We start from the raw sequence: 19,400 nt of genomic DNA, 5'->3' as shown, positions 1-19,400 counted from the left end.
GCACAGTCCACGGTACTGGCGATATCGCGATTCACCCGCCCGGGATGGCCCGGCCGAGTTTCGGGATTCGCATTCCGTTGACAGTTCCTCGATTCGCGAGTAGGTTCGCGTCTGCAGGAAAGTTCGTTGCGTACCAGGGTGAAGACGGGGTGGACGCAACGCATCCGCCGAATAATACTCGCCGACGTCGAGAACGCTCACGTCGGCATCAGGGCATATCCCGGGGTGAGTAGCCTCCTGCGGACATGCGCGATGAGCGGAGCATTCGGCAGCAAAGACTCTGACGGGTATGGTCCGACTTAAATGGGTGACTGTTATGGTCTTCGAGAAGTCAGAATCTCGCGATCCGAAGCGCTATCTCTGGATTATGGGTTTGATTGCCCCGGGTTGCGCGCTTCTCCCGGCATTTCTGGTACAACACACTGGGCTGCATGTATTCTGGTGGATCGGTCCGATCATTGTCTTCCTGGTGATCCCGCTGCTCGACGTCACCATCGGCGACGATGGGAGCAATCCACGGGACGGAGACTATGAATCGTTATCCAACGATCGATACTACAGATGGTGCACCTACCTGTTCCTGCCGCTACAGTTCATCGGCCTGATCATCGCGGGATACATGTGGTCCGGTCCCGAACTCGATTTTCTCGACAAAGTAGGACTGGCCGTCACGCTCGGCGTCGTGTCGGGAGTCGGCATAAATGCCGCTCATGAACTCGGTCACCGCTCCGAACATCTCGAGCGCTGGCTGGCGAAAATCGCACTGGCACAATCCGGGTATGGACATTTCTTCGTCGAACACAATCGCGGCCATCACGTCCGCGTCGCCACGCCTGCGGATCCGGCCAGCGGAAGATTCGGTGAGACGCTCTGGCAATTCCTGCCGCGTAGCGCATTCGGGGGTTTCCGATCGGCGCTGACTCTGGAACGCGAACGTCTGTCTCGCAAAGGAAAGTCCTGGTTCAGCCCGGATAACCATCTCCTTCAAGCATGGTCGATGAGTGTCGCGTTATTCGGTACACTGATCCTGATCTTCGGCTACGCCGTCATTCCATTTCTCCTATTGCAGGCGCTGGTCGGAATCGCGTTGCTCGAGGCCGTGAACTACATCGAACACTATGGTCTGCTCCGCCCACGCCGCGCCGATGGTCGGTTCGCGCGATGCTCACCACGCGACAGCTGGAACAGCGATCGGCTTGTCACGAACGTATTCTTGTTCCACCTCCAACGACACAGCGACCACCACGCCAATCCCGGCCGTCGCTATCAGACTCTGCGTAGCTGCGAGCAGGCGCCGCAGCTCCCGGGCGGGTACGCCACCATGATCCTGCTGGCCGCCGTACCGCCACTGTGGCGCGCGGTCATGGACCACAGGGTGCTCGCGCACTACGGTGGCGACCTCACGCTGATCAACACCAAACCCGAAACCAAGCGTCACCAACTCATGCCACGCCTACGCTATCGGGTCACCGGCCTCGATCGGTCTCGACGCCGTCACCGATCGGTCACGACTTCGAGATCCCCATCGTAAGCACCGCACCTGTCGCGTCGGGCACGGGCGCGTGATCTGAGCAGGTCGGCCACGTCGGCGATCTGATCGAGGGTGAACCAGTCGGACGGGGCGGCTGCGACGCATGCTCCCGAAGAAGCCGCCGCCACTTCTGACGGTGGGCGGGACGGCGCACGCGTACAGCTCGATTGTTCGGTACCCATTGTCCGGACCGACCCCGGCTCCTGACCGTGCGATTACCATGTAGGTCGGCCCCGCGTAGGACAACCGCCCCTCGGCGACGCTCTTCGATGCGGCGCCTGGAGGGGCCATCGCGTCGCTCCTCGCGCCCGGACCGGAAACGCCGCGGCCCGACAACACCCCCGAAAAGGCACGTCATGACGATCCAGCACAGTCGATCCCGTTATGCCGTAACGGCATTCGTCGAACGCACCGAGTTCGCTCGCACAGGGGTCGTCGGACACCCCGACCGACGATGAGTTCGACACCCGGCCGCCTTCCCGGCTTGACCGCGGCCGAGAAGGAACTGGTCGACCAACTGCTGCGGGCCATCGATCTGTTGGGCCGGATGAATCCGTCCCGAGAACCGGGACGGATTCCGACCAGTGCGTACCGACACTCCGCGCAGGCACTGCTGGCCGCCGCCAGAAATATCAATGCCGCGATCGAGCACATGATCGACAGAGGCGAAACCGAACTGTTCGCACCCACCCTGACCAGAGCGATGACGCTGCTCGACGCGGAGAAACGCTCGGAGCGGGTGGTCATCCGGAACCGATTCGACGACAAGCAGACCTGATCTTCGACAGGTCCGAACCGACTGTCGGCCGAGCATGCCGCGAGCGGTTCAGCCGATAATTCACACCGAGGCCGTCACCGAACTCGACGACCTCCTCGCCGATCAACGGCGGGGTCCTCGGTGGAGGCCGACGCGGATATCGATCAGACGACTCGACTGCTGTGCGAAGCACGTGAGGCTCCGTACCAATCCGCAGAATCCACCGCGCTACGCATCCAGTTGGCGTACAACTGTCGCTGAGGGACGCGGAGTCGACTGCGACAGAACGATGACGTCGGTCTGTGATGATTTCGATAGTGTTGTGCCGCAATGCTTTTCGACAGCGCGATCCACATCGCTCGAAGAATTCTGCCGATGACGCTCAGCCCGGACAGGTAATCGGAGTTCGGGCCGAATCGACGTACTCACGGCACGGTAGGTGAATGACGACAACTGACAGCTACCCGAGGAAGCGAGAGTCATGAGGATGATCTGCTTGCATCAGGTCGACGCATTTACGAATGTATTGTTCGGCGGCAACCCCGCGGGTGTCGTAACGAATGCCGACGCACTGACCGACCAGGAAATGGCGAAGATCGCACGCGAAATGAGTTGGTCCAAAACGGCATTCGTCCTGCGGCCATCGAAGGACGGTGCCGCCGTGCGACTGCGATTCTTCACGCCGGAAGCGGAAGTGAACTTCTGCGGGCACGCCACGATCGGCGCTCTGCACCAGCTCGCCCGATCGAACCGGTTGGGCCTCGGCGAGGCCGGCCGGAACATTGTCGCGGTCGAGACCAATGCGGGCGTGCTGGACATGGCGGTGACGAACAAGGACGAGAAGTCACGAGTCACCTTCACCGCTCCCGAGGTCGAGATGGTTCCATATCGGCTCCAGGGTGCGGATTTCGCCGCGGAGTTCGGCGTACCCGCCGAACTGTTGAAGCCGAACGGCACCATACTCATCGACCGCCTGCTCGACTACGTGTATATACCGGTAGTCTCACTGGACAAGCTCGGAACGCAGGCCTTCGATTTCTCGCGCATCCGTGAGCGTTCCGCCGCCGAGGGCATCGTCGTCTTCTGCTTCTTCGCCGTCGGCAGCGTCGACGAGAACGCCGACCTGCACGCACGCGGCCTTGCCCCCAATGTGGGAGTCGACGAAGACCCCTTCACCGGATCCATGCAATCCGGCCTGGTGCACGCGGCCAAGCACAACGGATATATCGGCGAATCCGTGCAGAACATCGTCACGGAGCAGGGGCATTTCATCGGCAGGCCGGGCTTCGCGGAGATCGAACATCACAGCGGGTCGGGCGCCGTGCTGGTCAGCGCGGAAGCGGTAAGCGTATTTTCGACCACGATCGAACTCTAGGTATTCCCTTGTGACACAGCGGGGGCCACCGTCCGGTTCCCACCGATAGACCGCAGGCGCATGATGGCACAATCGAAGTTCCGAGATAGGCAGCACGGTGACCAACACCTCTCGTTATCGCTCGACATCTGAACCGAGACAACCTGATAGATCTCTGCGAGGGTGGAACAGATATTGTCTGGCATCGGGAATTCTTTCCAGGGGAGAGTTGCAGGATCATACTCTCCGAAATCGAGCAAGCATATGAGGCCGCGCAGTATACGCTCGCCGACGATTGCGGAGTCTCGGCACATCGCTGGGCGAAGCGAGTGAATCCGATGAGGCGGCTATCCGGTGTCTGATGACCGCGCCGGATACGACGAGGCAGATTCGCGAGGAGATATTCGGACCGTTGCAGGCTTCCACCAATGTCGTCCGACTGCTGTGCGACGAATGGTGGCCGTCCGGGACGACGGTCGGACATATCAACGGTGAACCCATGCTCCCCAGCATCATTCGAAGGTGGCCGAGAGGCGGACACGCCAATCCGCATATCGATCAGCGCCTGCTGCCGCTCCTGGACTCCTTCGAATTGAAGCGTCGTATCGGCGTGAATGTGTACATCCAGACTCCGGAGGCCGGTGGCGAGATCGAATTCTGGGACCGCCGCTCGAACGAGGACAACTATGTGACTACCAAGCGTTCCGACTACAGCCTAGACCGGGAAGGGCTTGGTGAGCCGCATCTTTCCCTCCGCCCCTGCCAAGGCGACCTCATCATGTTCGACGCCGCACGCCTGCATGGTGTTCGTCGGGTGAGCGTCGGTTCACGAGTGACTTCGGCATGCTTTCTCGGTGTCCGATCCACCGCGGAACCGCTGATCGTCTTCGCGTGAGCCGGTAGTTTCGCCTGGGCCGCCCTCCACCGCGATTACCCATTCGATAGCGGTGGGCCCGGCCGTTCGGTCAGCCCACCGGCTTATCTGATGTGAGTCAACGAGGCTGCCCATGGCCAGTCGGGCTCAGGCTGTTTAATCCAGGTCGATGGCTGGCGGCGTGGCGCGTTCGTATTGTGCGTCCGATACTGGTTGTGATGCTGTCTCGTTGGATCGCGGCGCGCAGTATCTTGAGGGGGAGGACGAGGATGACTGCGGTATCGGATGCAGAGCCTGATCATGCGGGACAGCACGAGGGGCATCGGAGTGGTCGGCCGTGATCAGTGTTCTTGTCGCTGGTGTCGGAGTCTTGGGTACGATCTTCGGTGCTGCTCTCACCGCTACTATCACTGCAAGGGCGCAGGGGCATCAGCAACTCATGCTCGAGCGGCAGCAGGTGCGTCAAGAGTCGGTGCACCGCGATGACAAAGCGCGTGAGTTGCGTGTGGAGCATCTGCGTTGGCGTCGTGAGCGTCGCCAGGCGGCCTATCTCGATCTGCTGCAGGCGCTGAGCGCCGCAGACCATCTCAACCAGCAGTACTTCCACGAATTACGTGACTCCGCTGAGCCCGTCGCGGTAGCGGAAGGGCGATTGGCCGAAATTCGGCAACACTTCAAAACTGCAGAGCAGGTCGGGCACAGGGTGCTGCTGGAAGGTCCCGACCAAGTCGCTGATGCGGCGGAGAAGCTACTGGAACAACTGAGGTCGCTCATTCGGGAGGTCCGGACATTCGCTGAGGCGTACATAGCCAACTCCGGTGACCTTGAATCGTGTCGCACCACCGTCGAGGAGGGCGGGCGGCAATATCTTGCTGAACATCGCCAGTTTCTTCGTATCGCGCGGACCGCGTTGGACCAGATCATCGACACCAACTGAAGAGCTCATCCCCATTTGGATACCGCTCGCCTCGAGCACGCCGGTCGCATCCGGGCGGGTGGACGTAGCCGCACACCTGTGGCGGGAATGTGTCGGGCCGCCTCGCTAATCTGCCGGGATGGTCAGACCCGATTCGGCACTGCGCCGCCTGCTGCGTGAAACAGGAAAGCTGCTACAGCCGTATGGGTTCGACGGCTCCGAACCTACCTGGACACGGGTCGAACCGGGCGGTGTCGCGTCGGTCGGCCGCACCCGAGTCTCGCGCACCTGGACCGACGGACAGCAAATCCTCCGATTCGGTTTGCGCCTGAACGCCACGCCCACGCCGTGGTGGGAATTCGTCAACTGGCGCAACGCCCAGCTGGGTCTGCCGCCCGCGCCGCTGGAGATCGCCACCGGCCCCGACCTGATCGACGCGCACCCGCTGCCCACAGAGCTGACCGCGCCGTGGTCCCTGCGGCTCGATCCCGACCAACCCGGCGGGCACGTGTTGCAGACCGACATCGACGCCATCCGAGCCGAACTGCCCCGCCGGGTACACGCCTACGCGCGCCGGGCATTACAGCTGGTGCAGCAGGATCGGTATCTCGACGAACTACTGGCTCGACCCGACCCGTCGATCGGCGCACAGGAGGCGATCGTCGTCCTGCTCGCCGACCGCGGGCATGGACCGCAACTCGATGACGCCATACGCGATCTCCGGCAGTCCGCCGCGTCGGCCGACGTCATCACCTACGCCCGAGCCCGAGCCGCCGCGACCGCCTGAATTTCCCTACCCGGCGCCCCGCGTCTCGGCCGACGACAGGATCGGCGCGATGGCCTGCGATCCATTCGGACGAAGCAGCGATCTACTTCATGTAGGTGCGCACTGCGCCGTTGCGCCTGTCCACCGACGGATGGCGGTCGTGCTGTGGGGCGCGATCCTTGCGGTGTATCTCTGGTGACCCGATGGCGGCTGCCCGCCTAGAACTCGCTCATCACCTGTGAGGCGAGGAGTTCGAGGGACAGATCCGACGCGCGGTCGTGGGTGAACAGGATGACCTGCGAAAACCCCGTCGCCCGCAATTCTCGCAAACGTTCCACCACAACCGGCGCGGTGCCGATGAGCCCTCCCTCGGCCAGCCCGTACGCGGGTGCGCCGAAACGCCGTTCGGCCTTCGCCCTGACCTCCGCGACGGAGGCGTCGTCGGGGGCGATGGCCATCACGGCCTGCAATGACAATGTGATGGAAGCGGGGTCGCGGCCGATGTCGTCACAGTGCGACCGGAGTACGGCGAGTTTGTGTTCGAGGTCGCCGAGTGCGTAGGTCGGGATATTCCATATGTCGGCGTAGCGGGCCACCAGGGGCAGCGTGTATTTCTCGCCGACGCCGCCGATCACGATCGGGGGGCGGACCCGCGGGGCGGGAACGACGGCGACATCTCGGACGGCGTAATACGCGCCGGTGACGTCGATTCGCTGCTGGGTGAACGCCTGCGTGAGAATTTCCAGGGTTTCGGCCAGTCGCCCGGAGCGCTCGGCGAATGATCCCCACGGCAGTCCCGCCCGCTGGTGTTCCTCCGCGATGGAGCCGCTGCCGAGCCCGAGCGTGAAACGACCGGGGGCGATCTCCGCGAGGGTTTTCACCATCTGAGCCAGCAGCGCGGGATGACGGAATTGATTGCACAGCACCAGGTGCCCGATATGCAGCCGTTCCGTGTGGCTGAGTAGCGCGGTGGCCAGCGTCCACGCTTCCATCGACGGGAGCTCGGGGGCTCCGGGGCCGTACAGGTGGTCGTAGAGCCACAGCGAGCCGATACCGAGTTCTTCGCATCGCTGTGCGCGATGGAGCAGGTCCTGGTAGGAGAAACCGATCTGGGGCAGGTAGACGCCGATATCGAAATCCGTCATCGCCGTGCTCCCGCCCGCCGGATGGCGCGACGGGCGGAGGGCGGCGCGTCCTCGCCGCATCGGCCCGGTGATCGTCGGTCCGTCGAGTACATCGTCCTCACCTTCCTACCCTCACCAAAGCGGTAACCACCCTCCCGCCGTTATCGGAACTTCATTATCCTGATATGAGAACATCATTTCCATCAGTGATAAGATACTGACCATACGCCCGATTGTCGGGTTGGGGACACAGCGGAGTGAACCGATGGCAGAAGTATCGACCACGCGAACCCGGACAGCGGGGCACGGTACTACCGGCGCTGCCGACTATCGGTTGCCGACGACAGATCGCTCCCGGATCGAATGGTGAAGACGTTGCATGGTTCCTCACCACTGAAACCGGCGATCGCGGATCCGTTCGCCGAGCCGGAACAGTACTTTCCCTCCTCGGAACTGCTTTCGGCCATCAGCGGCCGGTGCACGGCGCACCATCCGATCACCCGCTGGTGCGTGGATCTCGTCGATATCCACACCGCCTCGGAGGGGATCGAGGATCGGCACTCGGCCAAACGTCGCGCCGACATCATCCGCGATATCGATATGTGGACCAATCACCATGTCCCCCAGCATCTGAACGGTTCGCGACTGCACACCGAGACCATCGGCGCCGTGATCGATAAGATCGCCAGGGCCTATACCCGCTTCCAGACCGAGATGTCACGGCACGCACCGGGCGACCCACGGGTGCACGGCGCGTGGCATTGCGTGGCCGAACTCGTCGTCGCCTATCGCGATCTGGCCGCCGAAGTCGTCCGGGGACAACGCCGCCTGCCGGATCGGTCGGCGGAGTAGGGATCACACCAGCGTTCCGGTGTCCGGCACGCGTTCGGCGGCGGCATCCGCGAGGTCGAGCGCATCGGGGCTGTCCTCGCCCCCGAGCGCACGTATCTGCGCCGCGAGCTCATCTCTCAATTGCCGCGGAACCGTGGCGAGATCTTTCTCGGTGGCGAGGACCGCGGCCAGGGCCCGTGGTAGATGCGAACTTTCCAGTACCGCGCCGGGCACCGCTTCCCGCACGGTCCGCAGGATCAACTCCACCGCGTCGAGCCTGCCCCACAGGTAGTCGTTCTCCCGGTAGGGCGCGTCCATGAACGCCCCGAAATGGTGCAGGGCGACGCCGTCGAGTTTGCGAGCCTTCAGCGGCCTGAGCGCACGCGCGCGCAGGGGGCTGAACTGGACAAGGGGAATCTGGCTGAATTGCGGGAGATCCGAGAGCGAGATCGTGGGGAACAGCAGCCCGTCCCACAACGGGAAGCCGAGATAGCGGCTGGCCAGCAGGACGCGATGGACCTCGTTCCAGCCCGCGGTCGCCCGCGCGAACGCCTCCCACAGCGGCTCACCGCCGTCACCGAGCCCGCCCCGGATCTTCGCGGCGAACACCTCGAAGAGCGTCGCGAACTCCTCGGCGTGGTCCCCGGCGAATTCTTCCGGCGCGAGGAATCTGTCACCGTCGAAGGCCGTGCCCTGCAACCGATCCGGGAGCAGGAAGCCGAGCGCACCCGATGCGCTCATATCCTCGATCGCCTTCGTTGGCGCCGCGAGGATCGCCTCGATCTGCGTCCAGGCCTGGTCCTTGAGCGCGTCGATATCGTTACGGGGCGGGCCGCCGTCAGCGGTGTACAGCTCGTTGAGTCCGGCCAGGATGAACAGCATGCGGCGATGTCGGTAGGGGGTGTCGATATCGCGGAGGAATTCCCCCAGCCCGGTGGTGTCGGGTGCGGTCCAGCACGGCCGCCGACGCAGCCAGGACGCGGTGGCCGATCGGATGAACACCGCCGTCCCCGACTCACCGGGCAGCGCGAAGTGGTTCACGATCGCGTCGGCGACACAGCGGGCGACCGCCTCCGCCTTGAGCCGCTGATATGTGTTCCAGGTGGACCCGAGGGCGGCCTCGGCCTCGGCGTGCATCCTCTTGGACACCGCGAGAAACGCGGGTTTGGACACCAGTGGGTCGAACGACGGCATCGCGGCGACCGCTTCACCGATATCGCTCGAATTCCTTTGGGGCGCGGCCTGTCCGTCGCCCCAGATGGCCTCGAGCACATCACCTATCCGGTCGAGCACCTCGACTTGCTGTTGTTCGGCGATCGCACCCACCTGCGCGATCTTCTCGTTCATCGCACGCAACCGGATCAGTTCATCGATCAACGACTGCCTGCCCCGCACCCCCATGAGCACCTTGCGCGTGTCGGCGGCCCAGCGCCGTTTGGCGGCAGTGCCGCCATTGGTGTCGGCGGGCGGCGCTTCGAGGGCGCATCCCGGATCCGGTTCGATGTAGATCAACCGACGATGTACCTCGGTGGCGGCCCGACGGCGGCTGATGGCGTCGACCACCAGGTCGAAGGGCGCGTTGTCAAGCACGCCCCCGTCGACGAACCACGCGTCGTCGGCGGTGCGTCCGTTCTCGCCGTAACCGAATCGGAAGGCTCCGGTATCCACCGCGGCCCCCTCGGGAAATCCGGCCTCGGTGGGAAAGGCGCGCGGGTTGACCGGCTCGAAAGCGCCGGGGAACGCCGAGGTCGCCCTCGCTGCGAAGGCGAGGGTCGGCGTTGACTTCGGGTCGAACGCTCGTCCCGGCCTGCCGTCGTGGGTGAATTCGATGGCCTGGGCGTGGCAGCGGTCGCGCTGACCGATGCCGCCGCCCGCCGAGGGCACGGCGACGTCGAATCCGTTCAGATCGGTGGTCGTGAGGAACAGCGACAGCTCGCCGCCGGGCGGGATCAGCGTCTCCGGCGCCTGCCCCCACTCGGCGTTCCACCCGGGCGCTTTCGCCCTGTCCATATCGGCGAGCGCCTGGTAGAGCAGCCGCGACATGAGATCGCCCTTCAGCGGGGCACGGGCGGTCCAGAAGGTCGCCAACTTCCCGATGACGGCCAGCGCGGTCCGCAATCGTGGCGAGCCGACGCGGGGAGCGCGCACCAGATTCCGCATATCGGCCTCATCGATCCACAGCCTCTTCAACTGCGACTGATCCGCGTTCTCGGCGATCGCCTTGCCGAGCACGACACCGTTGATACCGCCCGCGGAGGTGCCGCCGATGATGTCGATGCCCACCGAGAGCCGGGTGCCATCGACCGCGAACCGACGCAGCACCTCGAAATAGATCGCTTCGGTATCCAGGGGTTCGCCCGCGGCGTCGAGGAACGGATTCACCGCGTCCGCCGCGGGCCCCGACGCCGCATCGATGGCGCGCGACGCGCGCACGAGTTTATGCAATTCCTTGGTAATGCCGTGCATATAGATCGCCAGCGATACACCGCCGTAGCAGATGAGCGCTATGCGAAGTTCGGCATGCTTGGACATCGCGGTCTCCCCTCGTAGGGTTTCCCCCGCAGGTCGCCCGACCGGGTGACACTGCAACCGTAGGTTCGCGCGAGCTCAGGCAACCGCGTAGCGCACTACTCGAATCCCGCCGTATCTCCCGCCCCTACCCGCGAACGAGGGCGGCGCATACCCCCAGGAACAGCAAAAACCCCGCACCCGAAGGTGCGGGGTTCTCCTAGCCGTCGCGATCAGATGGCGCGGACATCCTGGGCCTGCGGCCCCTTCTGTCCCTGCCCGACCTCGAACTCCACGCGCTGTCCTTCTTCAAGGGACTTGAATCCCGAGCCGGACACGGCGGAGTAATGAACGAAGACGTCAGGGCCGCCACCGTCTTGCGCGATGAAGCCGAAGCCTTTTTCGCTGTTGAACCACTTCACACTGCCTTGAGCCATTTGCTTACTTCATCTTTTCTGTAGGTGAGCCGAGCAAATCACACCGATAAGCTCGATCCCACTTGCTAACCATGCCATGGATTCCCCGGTTTTGCGCGGTTATTGTGAGCAAGGCGACAACCGGGTGAGGACCGATCCGGCCGCTACGGCGGATTTCAGCCATCGTTGAGCCAACGCTGTTTCAACGACCAATGATTATCCCACCACTGCCGCGCGACCTCCGGATCCGCTCCCGCGGGCGGCGGTGCGGACTCGCCGGGGAACAGCCCGTTGCCATCGGGGGCTCCGACCTTGGTCGTCCCCGGTTGGACCGGCTGCGCTTCATCCGGTGGCGCCTGCTGGTCGGCGGGCGGCTCGGGCGCGACGGCGAGCGCGGGCTGCTGATCAGGTTCGACCGGTTCCGGTGGTGCGGTCGTCTCCGTCGGGGAATTCGACTCCGGAGCGGGAAGCTCCGGAGCGGGCTGCACAGGCGGTACCGGCGGCACGGGCGGCACCGGTTCGACGGGCAGGATCGCGGGCGATATCGGTACGACCGGTGGCGGCGGCGTCACCGCGGGCTCGGTCGACAGGTCGCCCGCCCTGGAAGCCGCCGGATGGTTGTCGTCGATCTGCGCCACCGCGAGCCCGGTCGCGCCGAGTACGGCGATGACGGCCGCGGCGATCAGCACGGGCCGTCGCAACCGGGCGCGCACCGCGGGGGATGTCTCCCGATCGGGGTCCTCGATCTGAGACGAGGCGATCAGCGCCGCGCCGCGCGCCGCCATGGTGGCAGCGCCGGGAACCTGGAGGACCGGCACCCCGAGACCACTGTCGAACGCCGCCGCGATCGCCGGGACGCCTGCCGCCGCACCGCACAGCAGCACCGCCTGCGGTCGGCTGGACGGCGAATCGCCCTGCTGGCGAATGCGAGTGAGGGCGGCAGCGGCGGATTCGGCGTCGATGATGCCCGGCTGCCAGGTGTCGGAGGCGAGAACCCGCGTGCGGGCCGCGTCGACCAGTGCGTAGGAGGTGCGTCGATCGACGGTTTCGACCACGAGAACGGGACCGTATCGCTCCTGGCCCGGCACCGCACGCACCGCCGCGAGCAAGGCCGAGCGCAGCGAGACCAGGGACGCCGAACTCCATCCGCCTGCCGACAGACGCGACACGATCGCCCGGCGTTCCTCGACGGTTCGATAGACGACGGCGACATTCTCGATCCGGATATCGGGCGCGACGGCGGCGACGATCCTGTCGAGCACACCGGGCACCGCACCGGCGCCATCGGCGACCGGCTCCTCGACCGTACGCAAGACGGGCTCCGGCGCATCGTCCTCCGGGGTGCACGACACGATTACCCCGCGCACCGCTGTCTGTTCCACGGATAGTCCGACAGTTGCCCTCATGGAATTACCTCGATTCGACGAACACTTTCGTACGGGGTTCGCAGCGGTTACCCGAAACGATGAGCGCGCGGCGCGTCGATCTCGCGACGATCCCTTCGACCGGGACCTTCGATCGACGCCGGGCAATGTCGCGCGCATAGTGCCGGAGCGATATTCGCCCCCCCGGGTTCACCGAACCGGAAACCATTCGGATCGGCGGCCCGCACATTGCAGCTTATTGCCGTGAGCACGGAATTTCTATCTCTACCTGCGACGAATGCGTTACGCGTGTCGGAATCAGCATAGAACCGCGCACGCGGCAACATATGCGCACGAATATTCGGCACGGCGATCCCAGGCGCGCCGGAAGCGAAGTCACGGATTCGTCTCCACGGCACCGGATCGATCACGACGTGATGTCAGCGATTTCGCCGTGTGCACGCGACAGCGGGCGTCGCTCCGTCGAGCCGGGTCAGCAGCTGGTTCCCGCGCAGGAGGTGAGTTCGAGCAATCGACGCTCCAGCGCGCTGACGGTGGCGGCGTTGGCGGCGCGGCCTTCTGCGGTCTTGACGAGGTTCGTCAGCTGATAGGGGTCGGCTGTCAGGTCGTAGAGTTCGTATTCGCGATCGGCCAGCGGGCGTTCACGTTCGTACCAGCGCACATAGAGGTAGCGCTTGTTGCGGATACCGATCCAGGACGGCATGTCGAACGCGTAGATCGCCGGGGTGTCCGTTCCCGGGATCTGCTCCTGGGCGATGCCGTCACGGCCGCTCGCGCCCGCTCCGCCGTATTCGGCGGTGAAATCGGTGCGCCATCCGGCGGTGTCGCCTGCGAGCGGTCGGTCGAGCGAGCGGCCGTCCATGCGCGCGGGGCGCGGTATCGCGGCCCAGCCGAGAATGGTGGGGGCGAGGTCGATCGAGAGGGCGAAGGCATCGGTGGTCCCCGGACGGATGCCGGGGCCGGCGACGGCCAGGGGAACCCGGACGGATTCCTCGTAGGGGGCCATCTTCTGGGTGAGCCGATGCGCGCCGAGGCTGTATCCGTTATCGGAGGTGAAGATCAGGTAGGTGTTGTCGAGACTTCCGGTCGCGGCGAGGGTGTCGACGATCGCCGCCACCATCTCGTCCAGCGCTTTCAGCGAACCGAGCCGGTTCGTGTAGTCCACGTCATTGGTCGCGGCGATGGTCGCGGCGCGGACGTCCGCGGTGTCGATCAGCCATTCGGGTTTATCGGAGACGTCGGGCTCCTGATAATTCGGCGATCGCGGCGCGGCCGTCGGGACAGTCTCGGCGAGATGGCGCGGCGCGGGTGGAATCGGGAAATGCGGAGCCGTCGAGGCCGCGTACCAGAAGAACGGTCGCCCGGACGCGGCGGCGTCGGTGATGAACCGCACCGATTTGTCCCTGATGACATCGGTCTGGTAATCCCGCGGCGCGACACCGTATTTCACGAAAGCGCCGTTCTCGTTGAGGGTGTAGTTGTACCCGGCGTAGAGAAAGTTGTTCACGCCGGCGTTCCAGTCGTCCCACCCGGGCGGGATATGACCCGGATCGTGTTCGAGGCCGTTCAGGTACTTCCCCGCCATACCGGTGCGATATCCGGCGTCGTGCAGATACGTGGCGATGGTGTGGGACTCGTTGCCATTATCGCGGAAGGCCTCGAAACCGCCGACTTCCCCCGCATTGGTGAGCACCCCGGTGTTGTGCCCGTACTCGCCGGTCAGAATCGACGCGCGCGCCGCGCAGCAAATCGGCATCGGTGCGAAGCCGTCGGTGAATTCCATGCCGCGGTCACGGATCAGGGCCGCGGTTCGGGGCATGGCCTGCCACACCGGTGTGGATGTCGTGTCGAGATCATCGGCGAGGATCATCACGATATTCGGACGCCCGTCTTCGGGCGCGTCGGCGGTCGAGGCGCCGGGAAGCCATGCCGCCACCGACAGCAGCAGCAGGACCGCCACGGACAGGACACGACTACGCGAAGGACCATGATTCATCGAATGCTCCTGCCAGATGGTGGCAACGGTCACGCAGAGTATCCACCACGGCGCCACCCCGGGAACGAGGCGATCGGCATTCGACCCCGATCGTCGCGCCGCGGCTCGCACCGGAACCACCTCGCGACCGAGGATCTCGATCTGATCGAGTATCACCTCGAGTGGAAGTCCGGCGTGATCCGTCAGGAACAGCTGGCGCTGGTAGGCGCACCATCTGCTCGGCGGATTGTGGTGTTCACCGGTCGCGAAGACGTCGAGGCCGACTCCCTCGGCCTTCTCGCCGATCGCGATCATCGCCTTGATCCGCTCGGCCTCACTCGACGTCCGGCCCGTGACCGGATCCGGGCATAGGGTCGAAACATGATGAGCAATCCGTTCTTTGCGCCGAGCACGCTTCCGTATCAGCTGCCGCCGTTCGCCGAGATCCGGGAGGAGCACTACCTCCCCGCCTTCGAGCGTGGAATGGCCGAACAGCTCGCCGAGATCGCCGAGATCACCTCCGGCCCGGCGACGCCGACGTTCACCGATACGGTGGTCGCGCTGGAGCGCTCGGGCACGCTGCTCAACCGCGTCGCCAACGTGTTCTTCAATATCGCCTCCTCCGATTCGACGGAGGCGACGGAGGCGATCGAGGCCGAGATCGCGCCGAGGCTGGCCGCGCACCGGGATGCCATCTACCTCGACGCCGCACTGTTCGCCCGCATCGAGGCGCTGTACGAGCGCCGCGACGACCTCGGCGCGGACGCCGAAGGGCTACGCCTGCTCGAGCAGTACCGCACCCGATTCATCAGGGCGGGCGCGCGGTTGGATCCCGCAGGACAGGCGCGGCTGCGCGAACTCAACGCGGCATTGGCCGCCGCCGCGACCGAATTCGGGCAGAACCTGCTCGCGGCGACCAATGCCGCCGCACTGATCGTGGACCGGGAGGAGGAACTGGCCGGGTTGACTTCGGCCGCGGTGACGGCGGCGGCCGAGAACGCCAGAAGCCTCGGACACGACGGCGCGTGGGCACTGCGCCTGCAGAATGTGTCCAATCAGCCTGTCCTCGCCGAACTCGCCGACCGGGATACGCGCCGCAGGGTGATGACCGCCTCCCTCGAACGCGGATTCGGCGCGGACGACGCCAATAGCGTTCTCGCCGTACGGATCGCCGCATTGCGGGCCGAACGGGCCGCGCTGCTCGGCTATTCGGATCACGCGGCGTACGCGGTGCAGGATCAGACCGCGAAGACGGCCGAAGCCGTCGAGGAGATGCTCGGGCGACTCGTCGCGCCCGCTGTGGTCAACGCGGAGCGGGAGGCGGACGAATTGTCCGCGGCGATGCGCGGATCGGCCGACACCGAGGTCGAACTGCGCTCGTGGGATTGGCAGTACTGGTCGGAAAGGGTTCGGGCCGAGCGATTCTCGGTGGACGCGGAGGCGTTGCGGCCGTATTTCGAACTCGAGCGCGTGCTGCGTGACGGCGTGTTCTACGCGGCCGGACTGGTCTACGGGATCGCCCTGCGCGAGCGGACGGATCTGGTCGGCTACCACCCGGAGGTGCGGATCTTCGAGGTGTTCGACGCCGACGGCGGCGCGCTGGGACTTTTCCTCGGTGATTTCTTCGCCAGGCCGTCCAAACGCGGCGGGGCTTGGATGAACGAACTCGTCGCGCAGTCCGGGTTGCTGGGGACGCGGCCGGTGGTGGTGAACAATCTGAACATCGCGAAACCTCCCGCCGGCGAGCCCGCGCTGCTGACCTGGGATAACGTACGGACTCTTTTCCACGAATTCGGACACGCGCTGCACGGACTGTTCTCCGATGTGCGATTCCCGTTCTTCGCCGGTACCGAGGTGCCGCGTGATTTCGTGGAATTCCCGTCGCAGGTGAACGAGATGTGGATGTCGCGGCCGGAGGTACTCGCCAACTACGCCAGACATGTCGAGACCGGAGCGCCGATGCCCCCCGAACTCGTCGAACGGATGGACGCGGCCGAACGCTTCGGAACGGGTTTCCGGACGGTGGAGTACCTGGGCGCGGCGCTGCTGGACTGGGCCTGGCATCGGGTGCCGGGCCCGGAGGCGCTCGACGGCGCCGACGCGGCGGCGTTCGAGGAGGAAGCCCTGCGCAAAGCGGGCGTCGCCATCGCGGCGATTCCGCCCCGGTACCGGACCGGCTATTTCGCGCATATCTTCTCCGGCGGGTACGCGGCGGGCTACTACTCCTACATCTGGAGCGAGGTACTCGACGCGGACACCGTGGCGTGGTTCGAGGACGGCGCCGCATCGATCCGGGACAAGGGCGAGATCTTCCGGCGCGCCCTGCTGGCGCGCGGCGGGTCGGTCGATCCGCTGGAAGCCTTCGAAAGCTTTCGCGGCCGGGCCCCCGATATCCAGCCGCTGCTGGCCAGGCGCGGCCTGGCCGAATGATCCCTCGGGAATGTCTCGTCTTGCCTTGACGTCGAGGTCAATGTCTAGCATCGACATGCTCGCCAGGGAAGGACTCGTACATGCGTATCGGAGAGCTGGCCCGGCGCGCGGCGACCACCACCCGCGCGCTGCGCTACTACGAATCGCGCGGGCTGCTCACCGCCCATCGCGACGACAGCGGCTACCGGATCTACGGCGAGGAAGACCTGCGCATTCTGCGCCAGATCAGGACCCTGCAGGATTGCGGTTTCGACCTGGAGGAGATCCGGCCGTTCGTGGAATGCCTCAGGGCCGGATATCCGACCGGCGACTCGTGCCCCGCCTCCTCCGAGGTGTATCGCAGGAAACTCACCGAACTCGATGACAGGATCGCGCGGCTGCACGATGTGCGGGAGTGGATTCGCACCAGGCTGGACGAACCGGAGGATATCGGCCAGCGGTTGCCGGTCGCGCCCAAGTGTGAACTCACACCGAGCGGCCTGCGTCTCGGCGCGTAGCCGAAGGAGACCCGGCGCACTGTGAGCAACCCCCGGTACTTCCCGAGCCGGGAGCCCGTTCGATCCGCGCGGACGCGACGCGTTAAATTATTCGGGTGACGAGGGCATCCGTAGCGACGACGGCAGGGGCAAAACGAGCGGCGGACGGAACGGCGGTGCCATTCCGGGACGCTACGGTGGCGTGGGCGTTGGCGGCCCACGCCGTATTGGCCGAAACAGCTACCAGCTACGGACATTTCATCACCGTCAACGAGTTGGCCGAGCGGGTGCAGGAAACGTCGGGGGTGCAGACCGAGGCGCCGACCCGCGCCTGGATGGATGCCATTCTGCGCAAGGTGGCGCGGCGCTGTCACCGCGCGGGCGAGCCACCGCTGACGGCGCTGTGCGTACGGCAGAACCACACCGTCGGTGACGCCTACCGCTACGTTCTCGAACTGGCCGGACTCCCCATCCCGGACGATCTCGAACTGCACGCCGCCTACGCGCGCTGGCAGTGCCATCAGCATTTCGGCGCGGGTATGCCCGCCGACGGCGGCATACCGCCGCTCACGCCCAAGGTGGCGGCCCGCCGCCGGATGACAACGGCGACGGCCACCCCCGCGGAGACGGCGGCGCAGTCGGCGGCGGCTCAGCAGGAGGTCGCGACGCTCGAGGAGATGGCGGCCCAGCCCACCCGCGAACGCGTATGCGGCGAATGTTTCATCCAGCTTCCCGCCAGCGGGGTCTGCCACTACTGCTGATCGTGAATCCGCCCTGCCGCCACGCCGGTGCGGTCATTGCAATACCGCCGATCGTTACCCAGGCTTAGCGCCATGGCCGCCGACTGCCCGACCTGCTCATGGCCCGCACCGATGTATGTGTCGTCGCACGGCTCGGTCCGCTATCTGCGGTGCGTGTGCGGGCAGTGGCTCGCCGCACATAGTGGCGGTGTGAGCCCGATATCCGGTCTCGGCGTCGTCGCGCCACCGGCCGCCGAACACCTCGAGCTGATCCCGCTACCGGAGGAATAGGTTTACCGGACCGGGCAGGCGCGCGGTGGTCAGGAGGAATAGCGGTAGAAGCCCTCGCCGGTGGCGATGCCGAGTTTGCCCTTGGCGATGTATTCGGACTCGAGCCACGCGGCGAGTCTCGCGGAATCGGCGTCCCCGTTGACGAGGATGTTGTAGGGCGTGGTGAGCCCGATGACATCGAGAATCTGGAACGGCCCCATCGGCGCGCCCGTCGCGATCCGCCAGGTCTTGTCGACCGCCTCTGGGTCGGCATAGCCGCCCGCGCTGAGCGCGATCGCGGAGTTGAGGAAGGGGACCAGCAGCGAGTTGAGGACGTAACCCGCCTTCTCCTTGTGTATTTCGATCGGCACCATCCCGATCGCCGAGGCGAAATCGATGACCGCCCGGTACACCTCGGGATCGGTCTCGTCGGTCCCCATGATTTCGGCGGTGTTGAACTTCCACACCTGATTGGCGAAGTGCAGTGCGAGGAATCTATCCGGTCGACCGGTGTAATCCTTGATATCGCTCGGCAGCAGCGTCGAGGAGTTGGTGGCGAAGATCGTGCGCTCCGGCGCGAGTTCGGCCAGTGCGCGATAGGTGTCCTGTTTGATGGACAAGACTTCCGGGACCGCCTCGATGACCAGGTCGGCGTCGCGCACCGCCGCGGCGAGATCCGAGGTGAGCGTGATTCCAGCCCCCGCTTTTTCCGCTTTGCCGTCGGCGGCGCCGGACACCTCGGCGCTGTAGGTTTCGGTCAATGTCGCGAAACGATCGCGGGCGGCGGCAATGGCCTCAGCACTGATGTCGTAGGCCGTGACGTCGAATCCGCTGAACGCGGTCTGGAATGCGATCTGCGAACCCAGCACGCCGGTGCCGAGCACGGTCACCCTGCGGATCTCGATGGTCATTGCGGTCTCCTTCGTGCGTGGGGCGCGGTGAGAGACGCGGGCCTGCCGACCGGGCTGTGCGGAAGGCAACGACATCACCGAGACCCTCCACCGTCGCCGGGTGGACTCGGAAATGAGCGTACTCCCGGCTATCCAT

General features: G+C 65.2%; 17 protein-coding genes and 1 pseudogene. 11 read left to right on the top strand and 7 right to left on the bottom strand.

The window, feature by feature from the left end; genetic code table 11:
• Positions 1 to 316: 316 nt before the first annotated feature.
• From ABZS43_RS00650 to ABZS43_RS00625, 6 genes are all read left to right on the top strand, one after another.
• On the top strand, positions 317 to 1,531 hold the full coding sequence (locus tag ABZS43_RS00650) for an alkane 1-monooxygenase (protein ID WP_355033677.1): 1,215 nt from the start codon (positions 317 to 319) through the stop codon (positions 1,529 to 1,531).
• Between the two features lie 454 nt (positions 1,532 to 1,985).
• Entirely contained in the window at positions 1,986 to 2,309 is a 324-nt protein-coding gene (locus ABZS43_RS00645) for a hypothetical protein (RefSeq protein ID WP_355033676.1), read from the top strand.
• A 460-nt stretch (positions 2,310 to 2,769) separates the two neighbouring features.
• The gene (locus ABZS43_RS00640) at positions 2,770 to 3,663 is read left to right on the top strand and encodes a PhzF family phenazine biosynthesis protein (protein ID WP_355033675.1); all 894 of its coding nucleotides are present in this window, start codon (positions 2,770 to 2,772) and stop codon (positions 3,661 to 3,663) included.
• Positions 3,664 to 4,141: 478 nt separating this feature from the next.
• The gene (locus ABZS43_RS00635; RefSeq protein ID WP_355033674.1) at positions 4,142 to 4,537 is read left to right on the top strand and encodes a 2OG-Fe(II) oxygenase; all 396 of its coding nucleotides are present in this window, start codon (positions 4,142 to 4,144) and stop codon (positions 4,535 to 4,537) included.
• Positions 4,538 to 4,853: 316 nt separating this feature from the next.
• Positions 4,854 to 5,453, top strand: coding sequence for a hypothetical protein (locus ABZS43_RS00630; RefSeq protein ID WP_355033673.1), 600 nt, complete (start codon positions 4,854 to 4,856; stop codon positions 5,451 to 5,453).
• A gap of 118 nt (positions 5,454 to 5,571) precedes the next feature.
• Positions 5,572 to 6,219 carry a hypothetical protein gene (locus tag ABZS43_RS00625; RefSeq protein WP_355033672.1) on the top strand — a complete coding sequence of 216 codons (648 nt, stop codon included), beginning with the start codon at positions 5,572 to 5,574 and terminating at the stop codon, positions 6,217 to 6,219.
• A gap of 197 nt (positions 6,220 to 6,416) precedes the next feature.
• Here ABZS43_RS00625 and ABZS43_RS00620 read toward each other — a convergent pair whose 3' ends face one another.
• Positions 6,417 to 7,343 carry an LLM class flavin-dependent oxidoreductase gene (locus ABZS43_RS00620; protein ID WP_355033671.1) on the bottom strand — a complete coding sequence of 309 codons (927 nt, stop codon included), beginning with the start codon at positions 7,341 to 7,343 and terminating at the stop codon, positions 6,417 to 6,419.
• Between the two features lie 345 nt (positions 7,344 to 7,688).
• On the opposite strand from ABZS43_RS00620, the gene ABZS43_RS00615 reads away from it, so the two are divergent.
• Positions 7,689 to 8,174, top strand: coding sequence for a DUF4254 domain-containing protein (locus ABZS43_RS00615; protein ID WP_355033670.1), 486 nt, complete (start codon positions 7,689 to 7,691; stop codon positions 8,172 to 8,174).
• Between the two features lie 3 nt (positions 8,175 to 8,177).
• Here ABZS43_RS00615 and ABZS43_RS00610 read toward each other — a convergent pair whose 3' ends face one another.
• From ABZS43_RS00610 to ABZS43_RS00590, 5 genes and pseudogenes are all read right to left on the bottom strand, one after another.
• On the bottom strand, positions 8,178 to 10,685 hold the full coding sequence (locus ABZS43_RS00610; RefSeq protein WP_355033669.1) for a patatin-like protein: 2,508 nt from the start codon (positions 10,683 to 10,685) through the stop codon (positions 8,178 to 8,180).
• Positions 10,686 to 10,894: 209 nt separating this feature from the next.
• On the bottom strand, positions 10,895 to 11,098 hold the full coding sequence (locus ABZS43_RS00605; protein WP_067523410.1) for a cold-shock protein: 204 nt from the start codon (positions 11,096 to 11,098) through the stop codon (positions 10,895 to 10,897).
• A gap of 155 nt (positions 11,099 to 11,253) precedes the next feature.
• Positions 11,254 to 12,483, bottom strand: a complete 1,230-nt coding sequence (locus tag ABZS43_RS00600; protein ID WP_355033668.1) for a hypothetical protein — start codon at positions 12,481 to 12,483, stop codon at positions 11,254 to 11,256.
• Between the two features lie 451 nt (positions 12,484 to 12,934).
• Positions 12,935 to 14,491, bottom strand: a complete 1,557-nt coding sequence (locus ABZS43_RS00595) for a sulfatase-like hydrolase/transferase (protein WP_355033959.1) — start codon at positions 14,489 to 14,491, stop codon at positions 12,935 to 12,937.
• A gap of 186 nt (positions 14,492 to 14,677) precedes the next feature.
• Positions 14,678 to 14,830: pseudogene (locus tag ABZS43_RS00590) on the bottom strand (5,10-methylene tetrahydromethanopterin reductase); the annotation flags it as partial.
• On the opposite strand from ABZS43_RS00590, the gene ABZS43_RS00585 reads away from it, so the two are divergent.
• The 4 genes from ABZS43_RS00585 to ABZS43_RS00570 all read left to right on the top strand — a co-directional run bounded on the left by ABZS43_RS00585 (position 14,822) and on the right by ABZS43_RS00570 (position 18,374).
• Entirely contained in the window at positions 14,822 to 16,867 is a 2,046-nt protein-coding gene (locus ABZS43_RS00585; RefSeq protein ID WP_355033667.1) for a M3 family metallopeptidase, read from the top strand. The pseudogene ABZS43_RS00590 and the gene ABZS43_RS00585 overlap by 9 nt on opposite strands.
• 80 nt (positions 16,868 to 16,947) lie before the next feature.
• Positions 16,948 to 17,364 carry a MerR family transcriptional regulator gene (locus ABZS43_RS00580; RefSeq protein WP_355033666.1) on the top strand — a complete coding sequence of 139 codons (417 nt, stop codon included), beginning with the start codon at positions 16,948 to 16,950 and terminating at the stop codon, positions 17,362 to 17,364.
• A gap of 155 nt (positions 17,365 to 17,519) precedes the next feature.
• Positions 17,520 to 18,104, top strand: coding sequence for a hypothetical protein (locus ABZS43_RS00575; RefSeq protein ID WP_355033665.1), 585 nt, complete (start codon positions 17,520 to 17,522; stop codon positions 18,102 to 18,104).
• A 72-nt stretch (positions 18,105 to 18,176) separates the two neighbouring features.
• Positions 18,177 to 18,374, top strand: a complete 198-nt coding sequence (locus tag ABZS43_RS00570) for a hypothetical protein (RefSeq protein ID WP_355033664.1) — start codon at positions 18,177 to 18,179, stop codon at positions 18,372 to 18,374.
• A gap of 29 nt (positions 18,375 to 18,403) precedes the next feature.
• Here the strand turns inward: ABZS43_RS00570 and ABZS43_RS00565 are convergent, their stop codons facing one another.
• Positions 18,404 to 19,264, bottom strand: a complete 861-nt coding sequence (locus tag ABZS43_RS00565) for a 3-hydroxyacyl-CoA dehydrogenase (protein WP_355033663.1) — start codon at positions 19,262 to 19,264, stop codon at positions 18,404 to 18,406.
• Between the last annotated feature and the right edge of the window lie 136 nt (positions 19,265 to 19,400).

The sequence above is a fragment of the Nocardia sp. NPDC005366 genome (assembly GCF_040606855.1).
In the GTDB taxonomy this organism is placed as follows: domain Bacteria; phylum Actinomycetota; class Actinomycetes; order Mycobacteriales; family Mycobacteriaceae; genus Nocardia.
Note: the sequence above shows the minus strand (reverse complement) of the source record. Positions and strands in the feature narration are given on the sequence as shown.

Coding starts and splice junctions, on each gene's coding strand:
- ABZS43_RS00580 (WP_355033666.1), top strand. CDS start 16,948: ATGCGTATCGGAGAGCTGGCCCGGCGCGCGGCGACCACCACCCGCGCG.
- ABZS43_RS00570 (WP_355033664.1), top strand. CDS start 18,177: ATGGCCGCCGACTGCCCGACCTGCTCATGGCCCGCACCGATGTATGTG.
- ABZS43_RS00640 (WP_355033675.1), top strand. CDS start 2,770: ATGAGGATGATCTGCTTGCATCAGGTCGACGCATTTACGAATGTATTG.
- ABZS43_RS00645 (WP_355033676.1), top strand. CDS start 1,986: ATGAGTTCGACACCCGGCCGCCTTCCCGGCTTGACCGCGGCCGAGAAG.
- ABZS43_RS00610 (WP_355033669.1), bottom strand. CDS start 10,685: ATGTCCAAGCATGCCGAACTTCGCATAGCGCTCATCTGCTACGGCGGT.
- ABZS43_RS00600 (WP_355033668.1), bottom strand. CDS start 12,483: ATGAGGGCAACTGTCGGACTATCCGTGGAACAGACAGCGGTGCGCGGG.
- ABZS43_RS00625 (WP_355033672.1), top strand. CDS start 5,572: ATGGTCAGACCCGATTCGGCACTGCGCCGCCTGCTGCGTGAAACAGGA.
- ABZS43_RS00620 (WP_355033671.1), bottom strand. CDS start 7,343: ATGACGGATTTCGATATCGGCGTCTACCTGCCCCAGATCGGTTTCTCC.
- ABZS43_RS00605 (WP_067523410.1), bottom strand. CDS start 11,098: ATGGCTCAAGGCAGTGTGAAGTGGTTCAACAGCGAAAAAGGCTTCGGC.
- ABZS43_RS00635 (WP_355033674.1), top strand. CDS start 4,142: ATGCTCCCCAGCATCATTCGAAGGTGGCCGAGAGGCGGACACGCCAAT.
- ABZS43_RS00650 (WP_355033677.1), top strand. CDS start 317: ATGGTCTTCGAGAAGTCAGAATCTCGCGATCCGAAGCGCTATCTCTGG.
- ABZS43_RS00565 (WP_355033663.1), bottom strand. CDS start 19,264: ATGACCATCGAGATCCGCAGGGTGACCGTGCTCGGCACCGGCGTGCTG.
- ABZS43_RS00585 (WP_355033667.1), top strand. CDS start 14,822: ATGAGCAATCCGTTCTTTGCGCCGAGCACGCTTCCGTATCAGCTGCCG.